23 protein-coding genes are annotated in these 23,745 nt (G+C 58.0%); 16 read left to right on the top strand and 7 right to left on the bottom strand.

Annotated features, from left to right (window positions below):
* Nucleotides 1–5 precede the first annotated feature (5 nt).
* Entirely contained in the window at nucleotides 6–950 is a 945-nt protein-coding gene (locus ACTJK5_RS05765; protein WP_440611987.1) for an AEC family transporter, read from the top strand.
* Here the strand turns inward: ACTJK5_RS05765 and ACTJK5_RS05760 are convergent.
* Nucleotides 928–2,142 carry a UbiH/UbiF family hydroxylase gene (locus ACTJK5_RS05760; protein ID WP_313592142.1) on the bottom strand — a complete coding sequence of 405 codons (1,215 nt, stop codon included), beginning with the start codon at nucleotides 2,140–2,142 and terminating at the stop codon, nucleotides 928–930. The two genes, ACTJK5_RS05765 and ACTJK5_RS05760, sit on opposite strands and share 23 nt — an antisense overlap.
* A 207-nt stretch (nucleotides 2,143–2,349) precedes the next feature.
* On the opposite strand from ACTJK5_RS05760, the gene pcsA reads away from it, so the two are divergent.
* From pcsA to ACTJK5_RS05735, 5 genes are all read left to right on the top strand, one after another.
* Nucleotides 2,350–3,081, top strand: a complete 732-nt coding sequence (pcsA, locus tag ACTJK5_RS05755) for a phosphatidylcholine synthase (RefSeq protein ID WP_062598080.1) — start codon at nucleotides 2,350–2,352, stop codon at nucleotides 3,079–3,081.
* 166 nt (nucleotides 3,082–3,247) lie between these two features.
* The gene (locus ACTJK5_RS05750) at nucleotides 3,248–4,837 is read left to right on the top strand and encodes an ABC transporter ATP-binding protein (RefSeq protein ID WP_440611986.1); all 1,590 of its coding nucleotides are present in this window, start codon (nucleotides 3,248–3,250) and stop codon (nucleotides 4,835–4,837) included.
* Nucleotides 4,827–5,915, top strand: coding sequence for an ABC transporter permease (locus ACTJK5_RS05745; protein ID WP_062425401.1), 1,089 nt, complete (start codon nucleotides 4,827–4,829; stop codon nucleotides 5,913–5,915). Before ACTJK5_RS05750 ends, ACTJK5_RS05745 begins: the two co-directional genes overlap by 11 nt.
* Nucleotides 5,915–6,835: an ABC transporter permease gene (locus tag ACTJK5_RS05740; protein WP_062598324.1), complete on the top strand. Its 921-nt coding sequence runs from the start codon at nucleotides 5,915–5,917 to the stop codon at nucleotides 6,833–6,835. The genes ACTJK5_RS05745 and ACTJK5_RS05740 overlap by 1 nt, the downstream gene beginning before the upstream one ends.
* 37 nt (nucleotides 6,836–6,872) lie before the next feature.
* The gene (locus ACTJK5_RS05735; protein WP_062425400.1) at nucleotides 6,873–7,946 is read left to right on the top strand and encodes a BMP family ABC transporter substrate-binding protein; all 1,074 of its coding nucleotides are present in this window, start codon (nucleotides 6,873–6,875) and stop codon (nucleotides 7,944–7,946) included.
* Nucleotides 7,947–8,115: 169 nt separating this feature from the next.
* Here the strand turns inward: ACTJK5_RS05735 and ACTJK5_RS05730 are convergent, their stop codons facing one another.
* Entirely contained in the window at nucleotides 8,116–8,283 is a 168-nt protein-coding gene (locus tag ACTJK5_RS05730) for a Thivi_2564 family membrane protein (RefSeq protein ID WP_111850603.1), read from the bottom strand.
* A 232-nt stretch (nucleotides 8,284–8,515) separates the two neighbouring features.
* Here ACTJK5_RS05730 and ACTJK5_RS05725 point away from each other — a divergent pair, with 232 nt between their 5' ends.
* Nucleotides 8,516–8,938 carry an OsmC family protein gene (locus tag ACTJK5_RS05725; protein WP_335322588.1) on the top strand — a complete coding sequence of 141 codons (423 nt, stop codon included), beginning with the start codon at nucleotides 8,516–8,518 and terminating at the stop codon, nucleotides 8,936–8,938.
* 28 nt (nucleotides 8,939–8,966) lie between these two features.
* Here the strand turns inward: ACTJK5_RS05725 and ACTJK5_RS05720 are convergent, their stop codons facing one another.
* Genes ACTJK5_RS05720 through ACTJK5_RS05710 form a run of 3 tightly spaced genes read right to left on the bottom strand, consistent with a single transcriptional unit; the run spans nucleotide 8,967 to nucleotide 12,096 of the window.
* Entirely contained in the window at nucleotides 8,967–9,458 is a 492-nt protein-coding gene (locus ACTJK5_RS05720; RefSeq protein ID WP_440611985.1) for a peptide deformylase, read from the bottom strand.
* Nucleotides 9,455–9,790: a hypothetical protein gene (locus ACTJK5_RS05715; protein ID WP_440611984.1), complete on the bottom strand. Its 336-nt coding sequence runs from the start codon at nucleotides 9,788–9,790 to the stop codon at nucleotides 9,455–9,457. The genes ACTJK5_RS05720 and ACTJK5_RS05715 overlap by 4 nt, the downstream gene beginning before the upstream one ends.
* Nucleotides 9,790–12,096 carry an FdhF/YdeP family oxidoreductase gene (locus tag ACTJK5_RS05710; RefSeq protein ID WP_440611983.1) on the bottom strand — a complete coding sequence of 769 codons (2,307 nt, stop codon included), beginning with the start codon at nucleotides 12,094–12,096 and terminating at the stop codon, nucleotides 9,790–9,792. The genes ACTJK5_RS05715 and ACTJK5_RS05710 overlap by 1 nt, the downstream gene beginning before the upstream one ends.
* Before the next feature lie 386 nt (nucleotides 12,097–12,482).
* On the opposite strand from ACTJK5_RS05710, the gene mgtE reads away from it, so the two are divergent.
* The 3 genes from mgtE (at nucleotide 12,483) to ACTJK5_RS05695 (ending at nucleotide 16,418) form a co-directional block, all read left to right on the top strand.
* Complete coding sequence (mgtE, locus tag ACTJK5_RS05705) at nucleotides 12,483–13,853, top strand: magnesium transporter (RefSeq protein ID WP_113266447.1); 1,371 nt, start codon at nucleotides 12,483–12,485, stop codon at nucleotides 13,851–13,853.
* A gap of 66 nt (nucleotides 13,854–13,919) precedes the next feature.
* A complete protein-coding gene (locus ACTJK5_RS05700) occupies nucleotides 13,920–14,306 on the top strand; it encodes a MerR family transcriptional regulator (RefSeq protein WP_062426111.1) in 387 nt (128 codons plus the stop codon).
* A gap of 372 nt (nucleotides 14,307–14,678) precedes the next feature.
* Entirely contained in the window at nucleotides 14,679–16,418 is a 1,740-nt protein-coding gene (locus tag ACTJK5_RS05695; protein ID WP_440611982.1) for a bifunctional diguanylate cyclase/phosphodiesterase, read from the top strand.
* A 24-nt stretch (nucleotides 16,419–16,442) separates the two neighbouring features.
* Here ACTJK5_RS05695 and ACTJK5_RS05690 read toward each other — a convergent pair whose 3' ends face one another.
* A complete protein-coding gene (locus ACTJK5_RS05690) occupies nucleotides 16,443–17,402 on the bottom strand; it encodes a heparan-alpha-glucosaminide N-acetyltransferase (RefSeq protein ID WP_116493696.1) in 960 nt (319 codons plus the stop codon).
* 79 nt (nucleotides 17,403–17,481) lie between these two features.
* Complete coding sequence (locus ACTJK5_RS05685; protein ID WP_113260651.1) at nucleotides 17,482–18,168, bottom strand: DUF599 domain-containing protein; 687 nt, start codon at nucleotides 18,166–18,168, stop codon at nucleotides 17,482–17,484.
* Between the two features lie 541 nt (nucleotides 18,169–18,709).
* On the opposite strand from ACTJK5_RS05685, the gene cobU reads away from it, so the two are divergent.
* The 6 genes from cobU (at nucleotide 18,710) to ccoP (ending at nucleotide 23,711) form a co-directional block, all read left to right on the top strand.
* On the top strand, nucleotides 18,710–19,234 hold the full coding sequence (cobU, locus tag ACTJK5_RS05680; RefSeq protein ID WP_113260650.1) for a bifunctional adenosylcobinamide kinase/adenosylcobinamide-phosphate guanylyltransferase: 525 nt from the start codon (nucleotides 18,710–18,712) through the stop codon (nucleotides 19,232–19,234).
* A 234-nt stretch (nucleotides 19,235–19,468) separates the two neighbouring features.
* On the top strand, nucleotides 19,469–20,146 hold the full coding sequence (locus ACTJK5_RS05675) for a hypothetical protein (RefSeq protein WP_113260649.1): 678 nt from the start codon (nucleotides 19,469–19,471) through the stop codon (nucleotides 20,144–20,146).
* A 166-nt stretch (nucleotides 20,147–20,312) separates the two neighbouring features.
* Entirely contained in the window at nucleotides 20,313–21,935 is a 1,623-nt protein-coding gene (gene ccoN, locus ACTJK5_RS05670; RefSeq protein ID WP_440611981.1) for a cytochrome-c oxidase, cbb3-type subunit I, read from the top strand.
* An 11-nt stretch (nucleotides 21,936–21,946) separates the two neighbouring features.
* Nucleotides 21,947–22,678: a cytochrome-c oxidase, cbb3-type subunit II gene (ccoO, locus tag ACTJK5_RS05665; RefSeq protein WP_112519075.1), complete on the top strand. Its 732-nt coding sequence runs from the start codon at nucleotides 21,947–21,949 to the stop codon at nucleotides 22,676–22,678.
* Between the two features lie 12 nt (nucleotides 22,679–22,690).
* Nucleotides 22,691–22,843 (top strand): CcoQ/FixQ family Cbb3-type cytochrome c oxidase assembly chaperone, encoded by a 153-nt coding sequence (locus ACTJK5_RS05660; protein ID WP_062425388.1) that lies wholly within the window; start codon nucleotides 22,691–22,693, stop codon nucleotides 22,841–22,843.
* A gap of 4 nt (nucleotides 22,844–22,847) precedes the next feature.
* On the top strand, nucleotides 22,848–23,711 hold the full coding sequence (ccoP, locus tag ACTJK5_RS05655) for a cytochrome-c oxidase, cbb3-type subunit III (protein WP_112519076.1): 864 nt from the start codon (nucleotides 22,848–22,850) through the stop codon (nucleotides 23,709–23,711).
* The last annotated feature ends 34 nt before the right edge of the window (nucleotides 23,712–23,745 follow it).

The following is a 23,745-nucleotide window of genomic DNA, read 5'->3' as shown; positions in this document are numbered from 1 at the left end:
GGGCCATGGCTGAAATCGCTGGATTGCTGTTTCCGTTCTTCGGGCTGATCCTGATCGGCTATGTAGCGGCGCGGGTTACACGCCAACCCGCCGAAGCACTCGGTTGGCTGAACACCTTCATCATTTATGCTGCACTTCCAGCACTGTTCTTCAAGCTTGTTGCCCGCACACCCGTCGATCAACTGGCGCGGATGGATTTTGTCGTGCTGAGCCTCGCCGCCACCTACACGATCTTTCTCTGCATCTTCCTCATCGGCTACTATGTACGGCGCAACAGTTTTGCCGATTGCACCATACAGAGCTTCGCAGGCGCCTACGGCAATATCGGATATATGGGCCCGGGGCTTGCTTTGCTGGCACTTGGAGAGCGCGCGGCTGTTCCTGTCGCGCTTATTGTCTGTCTCGAAAATGCCGCGCATTTCATTGCCGCACCGGCTCTGATGGCCATTGCCGGCGACGACAAGCGATCCCGCTTGAAACTTGCAGGCGATGTCGCCCGCAAGGTGCTGACGCACCCTTTCATCATCTCGGTAATTGTCGGTTTCGTCGCTGCCATCTTTGCCTGGCAACCGCCTCAGCCGGTGCAGCAACTGGTGGATTATCTGGCACAATCGGCAGCACCCTGCGCACTCTTTGCCATGGGCGTGACGTTGGCGCTCCGGCCGCTCAAGCGGGTACCGATAGAGATCAGCTATATCGTGCCGGCCAAACTGATCCTGCATCCGCTGCTGGCTTACGTTCTGATGTCATCCTTTGGCAACTTCGACCCAATCTGGGTGTCAACGGCGGTTCTTCTGGCAGCACTGCCGACGGCCACGAATGTCTTCGTCATCGGCCAGCATTATCAGGTGTGGCAGGAACGCGCATCGGCGACCATTCTGATCTCCACCGTGCTCTCCGTCTTCACCGTCTCGCTTGTGCTTTATGTCATTCGCGCAACGAGCGTCTGAGGCTTCCCATAATCAGCGAGGGCAGGGCCTTGATACCGCGGCCCGGCTCGATGCCCTCGCGCATCACGAGACCGCGGAGCGGACCGACATTACCGAGAACATGCAGTCCCGCCGCACGGGCCATCTGCATCGGCAGCATGCCGGACAGAAGTGACCGGTTGAGAAGATCGACACTCAGCGTGCGGCTGAACACGTCGGCGCGACGGCGGCGATCGAATGTCGCGCCGGCGTCTGCCGGGATCGCGCCACCGGTCAATGTGCCGAGCATGTCGGTCAAGACGATGATGTCGCGAAGGCTGAGATTGAGCCCCTGCGCGCCAATCGGCGGAAAGCCGTGCCCAGCCTCGCCAATGAGCGCCACGCGTCCCTTGCCGAAGGCGCGGGCCGTCATGCTGGAAAGCGGCCATGTCTGCACGCCCTCTTCGACAGAAACCGTGCCGAGCATGGACTGCATGCGCTCCTCGACGCGCTCGCTTAAAGCTTCCAGCGGCAAGGCTGCAAGTTCGGCTGCCTGCTCTGGTTTGACGACCCAGACGAGGCTGGAGCGATCGCCGGGTAGTGGAACCTGGGTAAAGGGTCCGGTCGGGGTATGGAACTCTGTTGAGATGTTGCCATGTGGGCGGGTGTGCGAGAAATTGAGAACGACGGCAGTCTGCGGGTAGGACCAGCTTCGAACTCCGATCCCTGCCGCCTCGCGAACCTTGGAATGTCTGCCATCCGCGCCGATGACAAAGGTGCTCGAAACCGTCTCTCCGTTTGTCAGCATAAGTGAGACGTCATGAGATCCGACCTCCACCGTATCGACACTTGCATCGACGAGGGTGATGTTGTTCTCCTGCGCAACAGCTTGCGAAAGAACGCTGAGCAGTGCGCTATTCGGCATATTCCAGCCGAAGGCGGCAAGCCCGATCTCCGACGAGCGGAAGGCGACCGTCGGCGCGCGCAGCAAACGGTCCGTGCCATCGATGATCTGCATCGTAGCGAGCCGCGCAGCGGATGGTTCGATTTTGGACCAAACCCCAAGCCGGTCAAGAAAGCGGATGGACTGATCCATCAGAGCCGTCGTGCGGCGGTCGGCTCTCTCGGATTGAGGCGCAACGAGCGCGACGTTTCGGCCAGCACGGGCAATGGCCAAAGCCGCGATTTGTCCTGCAAGTCCAGCGCCGACAACGGCAACTTCGAAGTTCTTCATCGTCCTGTTCCATTCCTGCAGTCGAGGCTCAACACATAGTGGCTTTGCGCGGTTGAATCCAGAAGCCATCTGGTCAGAGATTGCCATATCGGCGCAGCCGGATGCTGATTAAGTTCGAGGATAAGCATTCTCACATGGTTGCAAAGAGCGGTGAATGGTCGCATATCGGATAGAGAGAATGAATAAGAGCGGGGCCGTTACGCTGTCATGAAGATCTTCAACTACAGACGCGTACCCTATGCCGAAATCCGGGCCTTCTCCGTTCACATCCTAACAGCCTCCGGTTCCTTTCTTGCCTTTCTTGGTGTCGTCGCCGCCGCTGAACATCGTTTCGTCGACATGTTCTGGTGGCTCGGTCTCGCGCTGCTCGTCGATGGCATCGACGGGCCGATCGCCCGCAAGGTGCAGGTCAAGGAAGTCCTTCCCAACTGGTCCGGTGACACGCTGGATAACATCATCGACTACGTCACCTATGTGTTGCTTCCTGCGTTCGCTCTCTATCAGAGTGGCATGATCGGGGAGCCATGGTCCTTCGTCGCCGCCGGCATGATCGTGGTCTCCAGCGCGATATATTATGCCGATATGGGCATGAAAACCGATGAGTACTTCTTTTCGGGCTTCCCGGTCGTCTGGAACATGGTGGTGTTCACGCTCTTCGTCATCGATGCCAGCGCCACCACCGCCATGATCATCGTGACGGTGTCGGTGATCCTGACTTTCCTGCCGATCAACTTCCTGCATCCGGTGAGGGTGAAGCGGCTCCGGTGGCTGAACATGGCGGTTTTCCTGCTCTGGTGCGTGCTGAGTGGATACTCGCTTCTGCTGCATTTTCAGTCGCCGGACTGGCTTGTTGCCGGGGTCGTGATCACGGGCATCTACCTCTATTGCATTGGCGGTATTATGCAGTTCGCTCCGTCTCTTGGGGCGAAAACCCGCTGAGAAAAACAGTGGTTTAAAACCATCCCTGGATCGTTGTTTTTCAGTTGTACAGCGTCACAAAAAAGGATTTAGTACGCATAAAGAGCAGTGCTCAATTTTAGTGCAAGGGTGTCGATCCGCTCGTTAAGCCTCATAGAAGTGCGGCGATCGGTGAAAAGGGGAACAGGTGACGGAAACGGTTGCGTCTGGGGCTTTGCCCCTCTTGTCCGTGCGCCAGCTGACCAAGCTGTTTGGAACATTCGCCGCATGCAATGCGATCGATCTCGATATTGCACCTGGTGAAATTCACGCTCTTCTCGGTGAAAATGGTGCCGGAAAATCCACCCTTGTCAAAATGCTTTTTGGCGTGCTGGAACCTTCCAGCGGAGAGATCGTCTGGAACGGAAATTCTGTTCGGATCGGTTCGCCGGGAGAAGCCCGCAAGCTGGGCATCGGCATGGTATTCCAGCATTTCTCCCTCTTCGAAGCGCTGACCGTCGCTGAAAACATCGCGCTCTCGCTCGATCCCAAGATTTCTCTGAAGGAAATTGCGCGGGAAGCTGAAACACTCTCCAAGGCATACGGCCTGCCGCTCGACCCTTACGCCCATGTTGCCGATCTTTCGGTAGGCGAGCGCCAGCGCATCGAGATCGTTCGCGCTCTTTTGCAGAACCCAAGGCTTATCATTCTGGATGAACCGACCTCTGTGCTGACACCGCAGGAGGCGGACCGCCTGTTCGAGACGCTGGAGAAGCTGAAAGCCGAAGGGCGTTCGGTGCTTTACATTAGCCATCGTCTGGAAGAGGTGCAGCGCATCTGCGATCGCGCCACTGTATTGCGCCACGGCAAGGTGACGGGGGCCTGCGACCCGCGCCAGGAAACGCCCGCCTCTCTGGCGCGCATGATGGTTGGCTCCGATGTCGCTGGCATTCAGCGCGACGACGAATGCACCATTGGTGACGTGGCCGTCGAAATCATCGGTCTCTCTGTTCCGGCACGCACGCCCTTTGCCGTGTCACTCAAAAATATCGCCATGAAGGTGCGCGCGGGCGAGGTGCTTGCCATCGCGGGTATTGCCGGCAACGGGCAGGGCGAGTTGTTCGACGCGCTGTCCGGTGAATATCCCGTTTCGAAGGACGACGCGATTTTCCTGCGTGGCAAGCCTGTCGGTCGCATGGGCGTTAATGGCCGCCGGTTGCTGGGGGCAGGATTCGTCCCGGAAGAGCGCCATGGCCATGCCGCCGTGCCGAATATGAGCCTCTCCGACAATCTTCTCCTGGCGCGCTGTCGATCCGACAAGAAGGCATTCCTCACCGGCGGTTTCCTGAAAGTCGTCCGTCATTCGGTGATCAAGAACGCCGCCAAGCGCATCTCGGAACACATGGATGTGCGCAAGAGCGGCGAAGACCCGCTCGCCGGTTCGCTTTCCGGCGGCAATCTGCAGAAATTCATCGTCGGTCGGGAGCTCGATCGACAGCCATCGGTTCTCGTCGTCAATCAACCGACATGGGGTGTGGATGCGGGGGCGGCAAGCCGTATTCGCCAGGCGCTCGTGGACATGGCGAAGGCCGGATCCGCTGTCATCGTGATCAGCCAGGATCTGGACGAAATCTTCGAGGTGGCATCAAGCATCGCCGTTATTTCCGACGGGCAGCTCTCAAGCGCCTATCCGGCAAAGGAGATGACGCGTGAGAAGATCGGCCTGTTGATGGGCGGCGTACACGCAGGAAGCACAGGGCAGGCAGGGCATACGGAGCAGGTCGTTCATGCGCATTGAACTGGAAAAACGCGCAGGGGTCTCCAAGCTCTTTGCCATTCTCTCGCCGCTCCTGGCTCTGGTGCTGACGCTTATCGTTGGCGCCATCATCTTTGCAGCGCTTGGCAAAGAGCCCGTCGGAGCACTTTACAGCTTCTTCATCGAGCCGTTGCTGGAAGTCTGGTCCCTGCATGAACTCGCGGTCAAGGCCGCGCCGCTGATTCTGATCGCGGTCGGGCTTGCCATTTGTTATCGGTCGAACAACTGGAATATCGGCGCAGAAGGTCAGTTCACCATCGGCGCAATCACCGGCTCCATCCTGCCTGTGATGAACCCCGATTGGCAGTCTCCCATGATCCTGCCGCTGATGCTTGTCATGGGAGCCGCAGGCGGCGCACTCTACGCCGGTATTCCAGCGCTTTTGAAGACGCGGTTCAACACCAACGAGATCTTGACCAGCCTCATGCTGGTCTATGTCGCGCAGCTCTTTCTCGACTGGCTGGTGCGCGGCGCCTGGCGCGATCCACAGGGTTACAACTTCCCGCAGACCAAGCCTTTCAACGAAAGCGCCGTTCTGCCTGAACTACTGGATTCGGGGCGTGCCCATTGGGGCGTCGTCTTTGCGCTCGTCGCCGCCGTCGCGCTCTGGTTCATGATGCGCTACATGCTGAAGGGCTTCGAGGTAACCGTGCTCGGCCAATCGGCGCGGGCAGGGCGCTTTGCCGGTTTTTCCTCTCGCGGCATGGTGTGGTTCTCGCTGCTCCTGTCCGGCGCACTGGCAGGCCTTGCCGGGATTTCGGAAGTCTCCGGCTCCATCGGTCATCTGCAGCCCTCGATTTCACCGGGCTACGGCTTCACCGCCATCATCGTTGCCTTTCTCGGCAGATTGAACCCACTCGGCATTATCGCCTCAGGGCTGGTTCTCTCGCTGACCTATCTCGGTGGTGAGGCGGTGCAGATGTCGCTGCAGATTTCCGACAAAGTCGTGCGGGTCTTCCAGGGACTGCTGCTCTTCTTTGTCCTGTCCTGCGACACGCTGATCCTCTACAAAATCCGCATCCGCTGGTCGCGCAGCGCTGCCCGTGAAGGAGCCGCATGATGGATATGTTTCAGGCGATCCTTCTCACCGTCATTACCGCCGCAACGCCGCTGGTCATTGCGGCGCTTGGCGAACTCGTCACTGAGCGCGCCGGTGTCCTCAATCTCGGTGTCGAAGGCATGATCGTCATCGGTGCGGTCTGCGCCTTCGCCGCCGCGCATCTGAGTGGTTCGCCCTATATCGGCATTCTCGCCGGGATCGCGGCGGGTGCACTGTTCTCGCTGCTCTTCGGTTTCCTGACGCTCACGCTTGTCACCAACCAGGTGGCGACCGGCCTCGCGCTCACCATTCTCGGTCTTGGCGTCTCCGGCATGTTGGGAGAAAGCTTCGTTGGCGTGCCAGGCGTCAAGCTGCCGAACATCGTCTTTCCTGTGCTTTCGGATATTCCATTCATCGGCCCGATCCTCTTCCGCCAGGATCTGATCTTCTACATCTCGATTGCGCTCGTCTTCGGTATCAGCTGGTTCCTGTTCAAAAGCCGCACCGGGCTGAAAATCCGCGCGATCGGTGACAGCCATTCGTCAGCCCATGCGCTTGGCATCAACGTTATCCGCACGCGCTATTTTGCCGTGATGTTCGGCGGCGCATGTGCGGGTCTCGCAGGCGCGCAGCTCTCGCTCGTCTACACGCCGCAATGGGTGGAAAACATGTCTGCCGGTCGTGGCTGGATTGCGCTGGCACTCGTCGTCTTCGCGTCCTGGCGGCCATGGCGGGTGCTGGCGGGCGGCTATCTCTTCGGCGCAGTGACGATCGGCCAGTTGCATGCACAGGCCTTCGGCATTGGGGTGCCGTCACAGCTACTTTCAGCGCTTCCTTATGTAGCAACTATTGTGGTGTTGATTATCATCTCCCATAATCGGCGCACGACGCTGATCAATACACCGGCATCGCTCGGCAAACCGTTCGTGCCGGATCGCTAAAAATCCGAAAGTCATGCCTAACCAAGCAGGGGTAAAAATGAAAAGACTCATCATCGCACTGGCCGCGTCCGCCGCGGCTATCATCGGGGTCGTTCCCGCAGCGCAAGCTGCCGACGCCAAGAAAGTCTGCTTCGTCTACGTCGGTACGCGCACGGATGGCGGCTGGACGCAGGCGCATGATATCGGCCGTCAGGAATTGCAGAAGCATTTCGGCGACAAGATCGAGACGCCGTTCCTCGAAAGCGTTCCGGAAGGCCCTGATGCCGAACGCGCCATCGAGCGCATGGCCCGTTCAGGCTGCGACCTGATCTTCACCACGTCGTTTGGCTTCATGGATGCCACGGTCAAGGTTGCGCAGAAGTTCCCGAAGGTGAAGTTCGAACATGCGACCGGCTTCAAGACGGCGGCGAACCTCGCAACCTATAACTCTCGTTTCTATGAAGGCCGTTACATTCAGGGCCAGATCGCTGCGAAGATGTCGCAGAAGGGTGTCGCTGGCTACATCGCCTCCTTCCCGATCCCGGAAGTCGTGATGGGCATCGACGCCTTCCTGCTCGGCGCACGTTCCGTCAACCCGGACTTCAAGGTCAAGGTCGTCTGGGCCAACACATGGTTCGACCCCGGCAAGGAAGCCGATGCAGCCAAGGCTCTGATCGACCAGGGCGTCGACATCCTGACGCAGCACACCGACACGACGGCGCCGATGCAGGTTGCTGCAGAACGCGGCATCAAGGCGTTCGGCCAGGCCTCCGACATGATCAAGGCTGGCCCCAAGACACAGCTGACCGCGATCGTCGACACCTGGGGCGCCTATTACATCAAGCGCACGCAGGCGCTTCTTGATGGCACCTGGAAGTCGGAGTCGGTTTGGGATGGTCTGAAAGACGGCATTCTGACGATGGCGCCTTACACCAACATGCCGGACGACGTGAAGAAGATGGCTGAGGACACCGAGGCGAAGATCAAGTCCGGCGAACTTCACCCCTTTACCGGTCCTGTGAAGAAGCAGGATGGCACGGAGTGGCTTAAGGCGGGCGAGAAGGCTGAAGACGGCGTTCTGCTCGGTCTGAACTTCTACGTTGAAGGCGTAGACGACAAGCTTCCGCAGTAAGTCGAAGTTTTCACACGAGAAAGGGCGCGCAATCCGTTTTGCGCGCCCTTTCTTATTGAGGCGTCTTACTCGAAGCTCATGCCGAAAAGCAAAAGCCCGCCGATGGAGCGACGGGCTTTTTCAAGTCTTGACCGCGCATATGGATGCTGCGGATCGGACAAAATCGTTATCAGAAGACTGCGAGATACTTCAGCAGCGAGATAATACCGATGATGATCACGATGACCTGAGCGATCTGCTTTGCGCTGCCGCCAACCGGCAGGCGTGCGATAAGCCACAGCACCAGTACGATGACCAGAAAGGTGATCAGAATGCTGACTAGCGTCGAGGTAACCATATGTCCCAGCTCCTATTTCCGTTTCGATGAACGGCCCGATCACCGTTGCGTGAGTAAAAGCCGCAATTTAGAATTTGGTTCCATTGTGCAAAATGAATTTGCGGGAAATGGAGATTGAGAGCACGTCGGGCAAAAGTTCTGCGCGGTCTTTCGATACCAACATGCGACAGGACACAGATGGAAGCGGTGGAAGCGAATCTGAAAGATCATAACACCGCATAAGGAGTATGGTGTGAGCGAGCTACGGGTTAAGAAGCGGGACGTCGGCGCAAGAGCCCTTTTGGGACGCAATGGTCATCCGCAAATTGCAACACCGACCGGCGGAAATCTCTCCGTGGTGACGGCAGCGTCCGAACCTGGCTTCAATCCGCTCGACCTTCTCTATTCCTCGCTCGCCGCTTGCCTGGCCTTGAGCGCGCGCATTGCCGCAAGCCGCATGGGCGTTCTCGATAGGTTCGAGGCGGTCGAGGCGAAGGTGACGGGAGAAAAGTCTGAGGGGGAACCCGCCCGCATTCTCCGCTTCGACATGCGGCTGAAGATCAGCGGTGATTTTGACGAGGCGATGAAGCAGGCAATTGCCCATGAAGCGGAGAGAATTTGCACCGTCAGCAATACGCTGCGCAGCGAGGCGGCCTTTCATCTGTCTATCGCCTGATACCGTTCCGAACTGCGCTGGCGATCAATCAGCGCTGCGTCTTTTCCCATTTGCGGATCAGCCGGTCGCGCTTGAGCTTCGATAGGCGCTTGATCCAGAAGATGCCGTCGAGTTGATCGATCTCATGCTGAATGCAGACGGCGTGAAAACCATCTGCGGTCTCCTCCCGCTCGGCGCCCGTCAAATCCTGAAACCGTAACGTCACCTGCGGGGGACGTTCCAGTTCCTCGGTGATGCCCGGCATGGAAACGCTGCCCTCGACATGGCGCATCGTCTCTGTCGAACTCTTGATGATCTCGGGATTGACGTAGGTTAGAATCTTGCCGGGCTCAAGCTCCAGCACGAAGACCCTTTGAAAGACGCCGATATGGGCCGCCGTGATCCCGACACCGGGTGCTGCACGCATGGTATCGACAAGGTCCTGCTGTAGGGTGGCGAGGTCGGGGCCAAACGTCGCGACCGGCTCGCATGGGGTGGCAAGGGCAGGGGCTGGGTATCGGACGATGGTACGAACGGTCATGACGTCTCGGAATTCAAAGATGAAGCCTTCAAAGCGTTGGATGCGGTGCTCGCCAGCGCTTTCGCCTCTTCCGTCAATTCTACGAAGGTCCGCTGTGTTCGGGCTTCGCGGCGGACGATATGGAGCATTGTGCCGGAAAGTGCGCTGATCTCCCGTAGCGCCAAAGCATGGGCAATACCAAGTTTGTTTGAAAGGCTGCGACTGTCACTGCCGAGACCGATATGGACCGCGACAATGAGCGCAGCGCCTGTCGGTTGAAGTCCGGCGGGCGCGATTTGGAGCAGTTCTTCCACCGCGGCCATGAAGCGCGTTGCAGTGTCTTCCTCGTCCATTATGCCACCGCGGCCTCGCCCCGCAGTCGCACCGACACCAGCACGGATTTGGAGGTTGGGGTGAAGCTGCCTTCGCCATAACTGTGTAGCGGCACGAGAACGTTGAGCTCTGGGTAGTAACCGCCGACGCTGCCCTGCGGTATGTCGTACGGCACCAGACGGAAATCCTTCGCGATCCGTTCGACGCCATCGCCATATTCGCCGATCACATCGACCCGCTGTTTGGCGTGGGCGCCGAGCGTCTCCATATCCTTCGGGTTCATAAAGATCACCTGACGTTCGCCGTAAACGCCGCGGTAGCGGTCATCGAGGCCGTAGATGGTGGTGTTGTACTGGTCGTGGCTGCGGAAGGTCTGGAGCACGAAAAGACCATCGTTCGACAATGCTTCCTGATGCTCCGTCATTTCCGGCAGAGGGCCGGTAAAGAAGACCGCTTTCTTTTCCGGTGTATGCCACTCACGCTCAGCTGCCGCGTTGCGCAGATGGAAGCCGCGCGGCACCCGCACGCGCTCATTGAACTCGTGGAAGCCTGGAATAACCCGCTCGATCATGTCTCGAATCAGATCGTAATCATCCGAAAGGGCGTTCCAGTTGACGCGGTCACTGCCAAGCGTGGCCTCCGCAATACCGGCAATGATGGCGACTTCGGAACGCAGTTCAGGCGATGCCGGCTCGTTTATGCCGCCAGAACCATGGACCATGCTCATGGAATCCTCAACCGTGACGATCTGCGGCAGGCCGGCGGAATTGCGATCGATCTCGGTGCGGCCAAGACATGGCAGGATGAACGAGGTTTCTCCTGGCACAAGATGCGAATGGTTGAGCTTGGTCGCGATGTTGACGGTCAGCTTCTGCTTTTTGAACGCCTCGATGATCAGCGGGCTGTCGGGCGTGGCGCGCAGGAAGTTGCCACCGAGCGCGATGAACGCCTGCGCCTTGCCATCCAGCATGGCGCTGATCGCTTCCACCGTGTTGTGCCCACGGTTGCGCGGCATCATTACGCCGAGTTCCTTTTCGAGCGCATCAATCAGGGCAGGCGGTGCCTTCTCGTCGATGCCAACGGTGCGATCGCCCTGTACGTTCGAATGGCCGCGGACCGGGCAGAGGCCGGCACCGGGGCGCCCGACATTGCCCCGCAGCAGCATGAGATTGGTGATCTCGCGAACGATAGCGACGGAGTGCTTGTGCTGAGTGACGCCCATCGCCCAGGTGGCAATGACGGAACTGGCATTCATGTAGATGGAGGCCGCTTCCTCGATCGCCTCACGTGTCAGACCCGACTGGTCGAGAATGGTGTCCCAGCTCGTTGCATCCACGGCAGCGCGGTATGCCTCGAACTCCACGGCATGGCCAGTGAGGAAGTCGTAATCGATGATGGCTGGTTGACCCGCGGCACGCGCCGCCTCATCGGCCGCGAACACCACCTTGCTGATACCGCGAATAGCGGCCATGTCACCGCCCTGGCGTGGCTGGTAGTAATTGGTAGCAATCTTGGTGTTACTGCCGGTGATCATCTCCAGCTTGTCCTGCGGATCGCTGAAGCGCTGCAGACCCTTTTCCTTGATCGGATTGAAGACGGCAATGCGCGCGCCGCGAAGTGCCGCTCGCCTCAGATCACCCAGCATGCGGGGATGGTTGGTGCCGGGGTTCTGGCCGATGACGAAGATCGCATCGGTCTTCTCGAAATCCTCCAGAAGCACGGTTCCTTTGCCGACACCGATCGAGGCCTTCAGACCGACGCCGCTCGCTTCATGGCACATGTTGGAGCAGTCTGGAAAATTGTTCGTGCCATAAAGTCGGACCATCAACTGATAGAGGAAGGCAGCTTCATTGGAGGCCCGACCGGATGTGTAGAACTCGGCGCGATCCGGGCTGTCGAGTCCGCGCAAGATGGTGCCGATCTCGCGAAATGCATCGTCCCAGGACACGCGCACGTACCGGTCGGACGAACGATCGTAACGCAGAGGGTTCGTCAGGCGGCCTTGTTTCTCAAGTTCGTAATCCGACCATTGGCTCAGCGCGGACACCGTATGGACGGCGAAAAACTTCGGCGGAACGCGTGCCTCCGTGGCTTCCCAGGACACGGCCTTCACACCGTTTTCGCAAAATTCGAAGGATGAGCCATGCGCCGGGTCGCCCCAGGCGCAGCCGGGGCAATCGAAGCCATCGGGCTGATTGGTCTTAAGAAGCGCCTTCGCATTGGAGAGGGGTGCTCCGGATTCCAGCAGGCGCTTGCCAACGCTTTTCAGCGCACCCCAGCCGCCGGCCGCGGATGAGGGCTTGCCGATGAAATCCATCTTGCCCATTATAACGTCTCTCCTTGAAGGCTTCGTCTCGATCGGTGCCGAGAAAGACTCACCCGACCCTTAGTTTGCACTGCAGCATAACTGTTCAGATAGGCGCTTACCTAGCATATATCAATTCTCTGCGTTGCACGGATGCGCGTTTCGTTTTCCCATTAGCGACACCCTGTCCGCGCGTTGACGACATCGAGCCACCCGTCGCTGCGGTGCGATGATGGGGAGGAAGAAGATGAAACCAGTTCTTGCCTAACGGGTTGTTGACATTGTTGTTCTAAACGACAATCTCCAGCCCGTTTGCAAAGCAGGCCAATGACCGGAGAAGGGGGCGCAAGTTGACACAAGCCGACCACGATCATCCCGCAACGGAAGAGGCCAAGCGTCCGGAAGTGATGGCCGACATCTATGCCGAAGACGGCTCGATCCGGTCAGATTTTCTCGCCATGGTCGGCGCTGCGATCGCCGATCGCGACGTGCTGTTCCTGCGCGAAAACGTCGCCCGCCTGCATGAATCCGAACTGGGCGACCTGCTGGAATCGATCCAGCCGGAGCAGCGCCACGCACTTGTGCGCCTGCTGGGCACCGACTTCGACATGACGGCACTGACCGAGGTGGATGAAGCAATCCGCCTCGATATCGTCGAGCAGATGCCGAACGAGCAGATCGCTGCCGGTATCGGCGAACTCGATTCGGACGACGCCGTCTACATTCTGGAAGACCTCGACCGCGAGGACCGCGAAGACATTCTCTCGCAGATGCCGTTCACCGAACGTGTCAGGCTGATGCGGGCGCTGGACTACCCGGAAAGCTCTGCCGGTCGCCGTATGCAGACCGAGTTCGTCGCCGTGCCGCCATTCTGGACGGTCGGCCAGACGATCGACTACCTGCGAGAAGAGGAGGAATTGCCCGAATCCTTCTCTCAGATTTTCGTTATCGACCCCACCTTCAAGCTTGTCGGCGCTCTCGATCTCGATCGGCTGCTGCGCTCAAAGCGGCAGGTGAAGATCGAAACCATCATGCACGAAACAAACCATCCCATCCCAGCGGAGATGGACCAGGAAGAGGCAGCCCAGCTCTTCGAGCAATATGACCTTCTGTCTGCGGCTGTCGTGGATAGCAACGGTCGCCTCGTCGGCGTGCTCACCATCGATGACGTGGTGGACGTGATCCAGGAAGAGGCGGAGGAGGACTTGCTTCGCCTCGGCGGCGTCGGCGATGAAGAATTGTCCGACAGTATCGCCAGCACGTCCAAATCGCGTGTGCCGTGGCTTGGCATCAATCTGATGACGGCTTTTCTGGCAGCCTCGGTGATCGAACTTTTCGACGCCACGATTCAGCAGGTCGTGGCACTTGCGATCCTGATGCCGATCGTCGCGGGCATGGGCGGAAATGCCGGCTCGCAGACGATGACCGTTTCGGTGCGCGCTCTCGCCACCAAGAACCTCGATATCCATAATGCGGCGCGCATCATCCGACGTGAGGCGGGTGTGGGCCTGTTGAACGGCGCGCTCTTCGGCTGCGCGATCGGCATTATCGCCGGCATCTGGTTCCACGACGTGAATATCGGCGGCATCATCGCAACAGCCATGCTGATCAACATGCTTGCAGCAGCTCTGGCCGGCATTCTTATTCCGCTGTTCCTCGATAAGTTTGGCGCCGATCCGGCCGTTTCTTCCGCCGTTTTCGTCACGGCAGTGACCGATATCGTCGGCTTCTTCTCATTTCTCGGCCTGGCAACCTGGTGGTTCGGCATATCAGGATGATGATCGAAAATTGACTTTTACGTGAAGGTCAAACATAATGTCCGGCAGCCAGAATCGGACAAAGCCTTGAATAAGTATTATAGCATTACGGAACTGACGCGCGAATTCGGTGTATCCACCCGCACTCTTCGTTTTTACGAGGATGAGGGCCTGATCCATCCGGAACGCCGTGGCCGTACGCGCTTGTTCCGCGCCGCCGATCGCAGGCTCATTCAGGAAATCCTCCGTGGCCGCCGCATCGGCTTTACGATCGCCGAAATTCGCGAGATCATCCAGGTTTACAAGGAGCCGCCGGGTGAATCCGGCCAGCTCGAGCTTCTGATGAAGAAGGTCGATGAGAAGCGCGCCGACCTTCGACAGAAGCGCCGCGACATTGAAGAGACGCTTGCCGAGCTCGACAATGTTGAGGAAGCCTGCCTCACACGATTGGCAGAAATCGGCGTTGGAACCTGACGGACCGTTTCGCCTTTTGCTGTTGAGAATTGGGCACTGAAATCTTTCAGTAGCGCCAATCTGGCGCCCAACTTCATTCTAGCTTCATGATCCCCACAGTCGTAATTAATCCTTTGCTAACCACGCTTGAAGACCCTTTGGAACGGTTAAGTCATATAACTGTTTTATAGCGTTAGTTTTAAATCACATCTTCAAGCCAGGGCATGATGCTCGCAATGGTGACTGCAACCGACTGTGTCTCTCGGTTCGCGTGAAGCACGGCTGATAAAAAATGTTTCCCTGATCAACGGCGACGCCGCGCCATCCTCGTGCGTGGCATGGGTATATAGATTTATGTTGGACGAGCATGCGCGTATTTCCGCGCTTAAGAATATGCGCTTACTCGATACTATGCCGAGCGAGAACTTCGATCGTATCACGCGACTGGTGGCAAATTACTTTGGTTTGCCGATTGCAGCCATCTCGTTGACGGACAAGGACCGCCAATGGTTCAAGTCGAAAGTGGGCGTCGACCACAACGAGATACCTCGGCACAAAGCGCCTTGTTCGCAGGTAGCGGAACACAAGCGTCCCGTGGTCGTGAAGGATTTGCAGAAAGACGATTATTATGCCGACAGCACGCTAGGTCAGGCCGGAATTCGTTTCTATTGCGGCGTGCCACTTGTAACACCGGATGGCTACGGCCTTGGTGCACTCTGTGTCTTGGGGATCGAGCCTTTCGAAGTCACCGATGAACAGATGGCGACCCTCTCCGATCTCGCTGCTATGGTCATGGATCAGATTGAGTTGCACCATTCGATGGGACGGATTGATCCGTCGAGCGGATTGCCAAACCGTCACCAGTTGATGAGCGATCTATCTGACCTTGCTATTCATGAAAAAGGTTCAGAGCAGATCATCAGCCTGATTGACCTTGCACAGACAACGCAGTTCGACCGAATGATGCGCGTCGTCGGCATTTCCTATCTCGATGGTCTGATGACCAAGGTGGCGCGCATTCTAAGGGAGCAGCTGGATGGGGGAACATTCGCCTATCATATTGGCCCGACGCAATTCGCATTCATTGTCTCCAGGGGTACGAAGGTCGAAGACTATCGACCGTTTCTAGAGCAGATCATGCGTGCGCTTTATAATGAGGTCGAGTTCCAGATCACCATGACGCCGTCCATCGGCTCGATGGTTTTCCGCCCTGGCGAGACCAGTGCCGAGGAAATTTTACGGTCGTTGCAAAGTGCAGTGCAGGACGCGCGTATTCATCCATCGAAAATCGCCTTTTTTTGCCCATCTCTCGATGTGCAGCATCAACGCAACTTCATGATCCAGCGCGAGTTTCCACGGGCGATTATCGACGACGCGCAGCTGTCGCTCGTATTTCAGCCACGGGTGGACGCCGCCAGTGGTCTTTTCAAGAGTGCGGAAGTTCTGTTGCGCTGGACCCATCCAGAGCTTGGCCCAATTTCGCCTGCCGAATTCATTCCGGTTATCGAAGCGTCAGCCTATGCTCGTGAATTGACCATGTGGGTCATCGCGACATCCCTCCAGCAACTTTCCGAATGGAATTCCAAAGGTTTTCCCATCAAGCTTTCCATCAACCTGTCAGCCACCAATCTTCAGGAGGCCGACTTCTGGGATCGGCTGAGCGTCGATCTGGCTCGCTTCGGCGTCGATCACGACCAGATCGAATTCGAAATAACCGAGACGGCGATGATGATGGAGACGAAAGGGTCGCAGGACCTGCTCGAAACGCTTGCCGCATCGGGAATTCAGCTATCAATTGACGACTTCGGCACAGGTTACAGCAGCCTATCTTATCTGCAAAAGCTGCCGGTCAAAACCGTCAAGATTGATCGCAGCTTCATCAACGATATGCAGGAAGGCAACCGAGAGCGCGTCCTCGTCCAGTCCATGATCACGCTCTGCCACTCGCTCGGTTACGAGGTCGTGGCGGAAGGTGTGGAGACGCGCGAGCAAGCCGAACTGCTGACCGTCATGGGATGCGATGAGCTCCAGGGCTACTGGTTGTCAAAGCCGATTGCTGCGGACGCTCTCATCCGTTGGATGTCGGAGTGTCACACTGCCCAGCATTACCGTCTTGAAGCGATCAGCGCCTGACTGCGACCCTGAGCTCGTTACGGATTATTGAACCTCCGCCGAGCACTGGGCTGCGACATCCCTGATCTTGCTCTGCTGCTCGATACTGGCTGTATTTGCCATCATCGCGTCGAAGACGTTCTCGCTGTGCAGTTTCTCCAAGGTGCAGCCACAAAAGCTTTGGCAGAGATCAAGGTTGTTTTGGGTCTGCATGCAGCTCGCTTCGCAGCTCTTCTTGTAAGCCTCGACCTGATCCACCGGCGGCGGCGGGAAAGTGATCGATCCCAGATAGACCAGCGCGATCAGCACCGGCTGGTGAATGAGGTAGAAGGACAGGCTGTGGCGGCCGAAGAAGGCAAGCAGGTTGCGATTGCCGCTAGGCTTGCGATACCGATCCAGCCACCCGCGCGGCACGGCGATTTGCGCGACACCAAGACCGGCGAGAAACGGCGCAAGGAACGGTAACACCGGCACATAGTCGTTGGAGCGGGGAGGTGCTGTGGCAAATCCGATCCAGGACAGCCAGATCGAGTTGAAGGCGTCCGAGGAGAAATAGATCGGCGAGAGGAAGGCGAGAACAGCGACGGCAAACGTCACGACCGCAGGCAAGCGCAGAAATATGAGACCGATCAGGCTCGCGACGGCAATATTGTGGAGAATGCCGAAGAAGATCCAGCCACCCGGAACGGCAAAGAATGTCGCAACCGAGATCAGTAACGCTGCACCCGCGACCATCGCAAACCGCTTGCCGAAGGCCGGCCAGTTTATGCCCTTTCGATGGGCCAGGAACAGGCTGAAACCTGCGAGAAACAGAAACGAACTGGCAATCGCCCGCGCATAGAGACGCCACAAACCCTCGGTCGGCGTTTCCGGCGGGATATAGCCGAACATCGCAAGATCCCAGGTGAAGTGGTAACTCGCCATGGCGATGAGCGCGATGCCGCGCCATGTGTCGAGAAAGCCGATACGGCCGGACTTGGTAACCGTTGCGGTTGCCTCATTCATTCTGTGATTTCCTTCGCAACGGTGAGGGGGGCTTTGCCTGCGCTTCGCCCGCAAAGTGGGGCGATTTCATGACAGGCGATTAATGATCGTCCATGATGGCGAGACGCGCTTCCGAGTAGAATTGACGTCTCAACAGCGCGACGATGATGATGACGGTCATGACGATGAAGACATAGGCGTTGATGAACCAGCCAAGATAACCGATCGACAGGAAAAAGGTCCTGAGGCCATCATTGAAATTCTTCGCTGCAATGACATTCATGCGGATGACGTTTTCCGCCGCGCGCTCGGCCGCTTTTCTATCCGCATTTGCCTCATGCATCATCGGCATTCCACCGAAGAGAATGGTGCAATAGTTGAACAGCCGGTACGACCAGCCGAACTTGAAGAAGGCATAGCCGAAAAGACAGGTCAGCCCGATAACCTTCAACTCGAAAGCGGTTCGTCCGCCATAGTAGACGAATGGCATGTCGCGAAACACCGATTCGACCCGGTCGGTGGCGCCGAGGAGCGCGAAGCACCCGCCGATCGCGAAGATGGAGGTCGATGCGAAGAAGGCCGTGCCATTTTGAAGGCCTGCCATGATCTGCGTATCGATCATCTTCAGATCGCGCGAAAGAGAGTTGTAGATCCACCGTCTGCGGCGGTCGGCCATGGCTCGATTAAGGCTGGTTCTGCCAAAGGGCGATCGTGCGGTCGTGATATAGGCGTAGGACACCCACAGAACCAGGAATATGACGAACGCGATGTAGTCCATTATCGTCATGTCGGTCCCGCCCGTAATCCGCTTCTCGCCTTTTCCGCCAGGCAACGACCTGGCGTGTTTTCGAAGGTTGTCATACCAAGAAATCATTGCAAGGCAATCGAGACATGCTGGCGGAAAAATCCAATCCATTTTAGCCCGCGCTAACCATCCGGTAAGCTTATACCATTAGACAGATCGGCGGGGCTCCGGAGCGGGTATTGAGTACCGGGCCTCTTCTTCTTGTTTCCCTTCATTCCGAGAGCGGAAAGCGTGTCTTCAGCGGCTTTTTCCTCTCTCGAAATTTGACAAGAGCCGCATCGCATCTTACCTTCATTTCAGCGATCCGACGCTTTCCCCATGAGAGCCGATGTCGACTTGACCGCGCAGCGCGGACGGGCATCAGTCTTTTATGACGGTTACCGCGACGATCCAGCATGATCGACCGGGAGAACGCCTCCATATCTACGAATCGTTCTCTTTTCATGTCTGGCGCCTCAAGGCTTTCGGCACAGTCCGAACTGGCGGTCGGATCGCTCTCAATTTTTCTCCCTGCAGGTTCTGAATGAGCGACATATCTCGTGCCGTCCTGGTGCTTGGCGGCGCACGCTCGGGCAAGTCCGCTTTTGCTGAACGGCTGGTGCTATCGTCTGAGGGTGTCGCTCATTACGTGGCAACGGGCCGCGCCTGGGATGAGGAAATGAAATCTCGTATCGCCAACCATCGTCTTCAGCGCGGGGATCAATGGATCACGCATGAGGAACCGGTGCATCTGGTCGACACGCTGGAACGACTGGATGACGCGTCCAACACCATCCTCGTTGATTGCTTGACCCTTTGGGTCACGAACCTGATGATGGAAGAGGGGCGGGACGTTGAAGCAGCTTTTCCTCCACTCGTTGAACATGTGGCAAAAGCCAAAGCGAAGATCGTGTTCGTTTCGAACGAGGTAGGCCTCGGCATCGTGCCCGAGAATCGCATGGCTCGAGACTTTCGGGATCACGCTGGCCGGCTGCATCAAAGGATCGCTGCCGTTGCCTCGGAGGTTTATTTCATCGCTGCCGGCTTGCCTTTGAAGATGAAAGGGTAGGTCGCCCATCGCGCGCCATTGGTTTGCTTCGCAGCGCGGCCCTCCAACTCTTTAAATCTAAGCGTCGTGCTGATCCGAAAATCGAGTTCTGTTTTCGGGCCTATGCTGTGGTATCCCTCTCAGCCTCCCACAAATCCGCCACAGAGGCATCGTGATTTGCTGCGTCTGCATCGTTTTGATGCCGACTGCTTGATGCGATTTTACCCAATCAAATCAATACGGAGCCAGCAGTACATGTCATCCTCCGCCTTCAAAGCCCTTCTCTGCGCCCTAGCCATCTCCATCTCCGGGAAAGCCCTTGCCGCGCAAGCGAGTTGGCCGGACACGCCTGTCGGCCGTCTCGCGGCGCTGGCCACCGTGCAGGATCTGAGCGTTCAGCTGCTCAGCCAGGACAGCGCGACGTTGACGCTGGAGCACTGGTGCGCCGACCATAAGCTCGCCGAACCCGCGAAAATCTCGGCGGTCCGCCTTAAGGACACCAAGACAGCGCCGGATGAGGTGCGCCACCAATTGAACGTTTCCGCCTCCGACCCGCTCGGCTACCGGCACGTTATGCTGAAATGCGGCGATCTGGTGCTTTCGGAAGCGGATAACTGGTATGTGCCGGATCGGTTGACGACGGACATGAATCAGACGCTGGACACCACGGATACGCCCTTCGGCAAGGTCGTGCTACCGCTTCATTTCCAGCGCCACACCGTGTCCTCCCGGCTGATCTGGCAGCCTCTTCCAGAGCATTGGGAAATGGGACAGGCAATCGCGCCCGGCCACAGCGCCGCACTGGATATCCCTCAAACTCTGATCACCAATGAAGCCGTTCTTACAAAGCCGGATGGGACCGCGATCAGCTTCGTCATCGAGAACTACAAGGCCGCGCTCCTGAGCTTCCCGCCGCCCGCTATCGCTCGCTGATCGGGCGACCTCGCGCCGTCCTTTAGGGCCCAAGTCTTGATTTGGATCAAGGTCGCTTGCCGTTGCGGGTGGCAAAGCTGCAGACGACGCGAAAGCATGTTTGCCGCTGTGATTCCGGTTCCTTCGCTCCGCGTCATATCTGATGTGACGTTGGGGGAAGCCAACAATGAACTCTACTTTAGGAATAGCGATGGTGGCCGCAGGGGCCTTTCTCGCTTTGCTCGGGGCGGCCTTCGCTCACGACAATCTTTTCGCCGCCCATATGTGGGTGCTGTTCTTCGTGCTCCTGGTCGGCACAGTCGTGATGCTGCGCCGCGTTTCCTTCGCGCCTGTCGATCCGGCAGTCCAGGCACGCAGGAAGACCGAGTATTTCGATGACGTGATCCGCTATGGGGTGATCGCCACGGTCTTCTGGGGTGTGGTCGGTTTTCTTGTGGGCGTCATCGTTGCGCTTCAACTTGCCTATCCGGATTTGAACATCCAGCCATGGTTCAATTTCGGCCGCGTCCGTCCGCTACATACCTCCGCCGTCATCTTTGCCTTTGGTGGCAATGCGCTGATCGCAACCTCCTTTTACGTGGTGCAGCGCACCTGTCGCGCCAGACTGTTCGGCGGCGATCTCGGCTGGTTCGTCTTCTGGGGCTACAATCTCTTCATCGTCATGGCAGCGACCGGTTACCTGCTCGGCATCATGCAGGGCAGGGAATATGCCGAGCCTGAATGGTATGTCGATATCTGGCTCACCATCGTCTGGGTGGCCTATCTGATTACCTTCCTTGGCACTATTTTCGTGCGCAAGGAGCCGCATATCTATGTGGCGAACTGGTTCTACCTTTCCTTCATCGTTACCATCGCGATGCTCCACATCGTCAACAATCTGGCGGTGCCGGTATCGTTCCTTGGCGTGAAGAGCTATTCGGTCTTCTCGGGCGTCCAGGACGCGTTGACGCAATGGTGGTATGGCCACAATGCCGTCGGCTTCTTCCTGACCGCCGGCTTCTTAGGGATGATGTATTACTTCATCCCCAAGCAGGTGAACCGCCCGGTCTATTCCTACCGCCTGTCGATCATCCACTTCTGGGCGCTGATCTTCATGTATATCTGGGCTGGTCCGCACCACCTGCATTACACAGCGCTTCCCGACTGGGCACAGACGCTTGGCATGGTGTTTTCGATCATGCTTTGGATGCCCTCATGGGGCGGCATGATCAACGGTCTGATGACGCTCTCTGGCGCATGGGACAAGCTGCGCACCGACCCGATCCTGCGCATGATGATCATGGCCGTTGCCTTCTACGGCATGGCGACCTTCGAAGGGCCGATGATGTCGATCAAGGCCGTCAATTCCCTCAGCCACTATACGGACTGGACCATCGGCCACGTGCATTCAGGTGCGCTTGGATGGAACGGCATGATCACCTTCGGCGCGGTCTATTTCCTCGTCCCGAAGCTGTGGCATCGCGAACGGCTCTACAGCCTGGCGCTGGTCAACTGGCACTTCTGGCTCGCCACGCTCGGTATCGTCGTCTACGCCGCTTCCATGTGGGTTGCCGGCATCCAGCAGGGCCTGATGTGGCGTGAGTATGATGCGCAGGGTTTCCTCGTCTATTCCTTCGCCGAAACCGTCGCTGCCATGTTCCCATACTATCTGCTGCGCGCAATGGGCGGCCTGCTGTTCCTCAGTGGCGCAATCGTCATGGCCTACAACATCACCAGAACCATTCTCGGCCATATGCGCGAAGAGAATACCGGCAAGGCTGCAGCGCCCAAGCTGCAACCGGCCGAGTAAGGAGATCGATCATGTCTATTCTGGACAAACACGGCATTATCGAGCGCAACGCCACCTTGCTTCTCGTCGGATCGCTGGCGGTCGTCTCGATTGGCGGCATCGTGGAGATCGCGCCGCTCTTCTACCTCGAAAATACGATCGAGAAGGTAGAGGGCATGCGGCCTTACTCGCCGCTGGAGCTTATGGGGCGTAACATCTACATCCGCGAAGGATGCTATGTCTGCCACAGCCAGATGATCCGCCCCTTCCGCGATGAGGTGGAGCGCTACGGCCATTACAGCCTTGCGGCGGAAAGCATGTACGACCATCCGTTCCAGTGGGGATCGAAAAGAACCGGACCGGATCTCGCGCGTGTGGGGGATCGCTATTCGAACGAATGGCATGTCCAGCATTTGAGCGCGCCGCGCTCCGTCGTGCCGGAATCGGTCATGCCAAGCTATGCCTTCCTGAAGACGACCCCCCTGCAGGTGACGAATGTGGCGATGGAGCTGAAAGCCAACCGAGCCGTCGGCGTGCCCTATAGCGACGACATGCTGCAGAACGCTGAGGCCGACATGAAGGCGCAGGCAGATCCGAACGCCGACACGACGGCCCTGGAGGCGCGTTATCCCAAGGCAAAGATCGGAGATTTCGACGGCGATCCGGCGAAGCTGACCGAAATGGACGCGCTGGTTGCCTATTTGCAGATGCTCGGCACGTTGGTCGATTTTTCGACCTATGACGACGCGGCCGGTTACCGATAGGAGGAGCACGAGATGGAAACCTACACCGCCATGCGCCACTTCGCCGATAGCTGGGGCCTGCTCGTCATGACGCTCTTCTTCCTCTGCGTCGTCCTTTTCACCTTGCGTCCCGGTGGCGGAAAGGCCGCCAGCGACGCCGCCAAGATTCCTCTCAAGGAGGATTGATACCATGTCGGACAAACACATAGACCAGATCAGCGGCGTCGAAACCACCGGCCACGAGTGGGATGGCATTCGAGAGCTGAACAACCCCATGCCCCGCTGGTGGGTGTGGACGTTCTACGCCACCATCATCTGGGCCATCGGCTACACGATTGCCTTTCCAGCGTGGCCACTGATCAGCGGTGCGACGCGTGGCGTTCTCGGCTGGAGCAGCCGCGCCACTGTGGCAACCGAGATGGCCAATGCCAAGGCAGGCCAGAACGCCTACCTCGACAAGATCGCATCCTTGTCACTGGAGGATATCCAGGCCGACAGCGAACTCATGCAGTTTGCCGTTGCCGGTGGTGCTGCGGCCTTCAAGGTCAACTGCATCCAGTGCCACGGCTCTGGTGCTGAGGGCGGCAACGGCTATCCCAACCTCAACGATGATGACTGGCTGTGGGGCGGTAAGGCGGAGGATGTCTACACGACCATCACCCACGGCATACGCTTCACCGAGGATCCGGAAACGCGCGTGTCGGAAATGCCGGCTTTTGCCGATGTGCTGAAGAGCGATGAAATCCGTGCCGTCGCGGCCTATGTTGTCAGCCTGACAGGAACGCCGCATGATCCGGCCATGATTGATGCGGGCAAGCAGATATTCGCCGACAACTGCGCCTCGTGTCACGGTGAAGATGCCAGGGGCAACCGCGATATGGGCGCTCCAAACCTCGCTGACGCAATCTGGCTGAAGGCACACGGCGAAGAGGGCGTCGTCGCCCAGATCCGGGCACCCAAGCATGGTGTCATGCCCGCCTGGGGCGAGCGTCTGGGAGATACCACAGTCAAGCAACTGGCGCTCTTCGTCCACTCGCTGGGTGGCGGTGAATAGGGCGACTTAAAGGGCAATAGGGGCCGCGTCGTGC

Origin of the sequence: Agrobacterium sp. 22094 (assembly GCF_052046015.1) — a bacterium.
Taxonomy (GTDB): Bacteria; Pseudomonadota; Alphaproteobacteria; order Rhizobiales; family Rhizobiaceae; genus Agrobacterium; species Agrobacterium cavarae.
The sequence above is the reverse complement of the archived record's forward strand: the minus strand, read 5'-3'. Positions and strand labels throughout refer to the sequence as shown.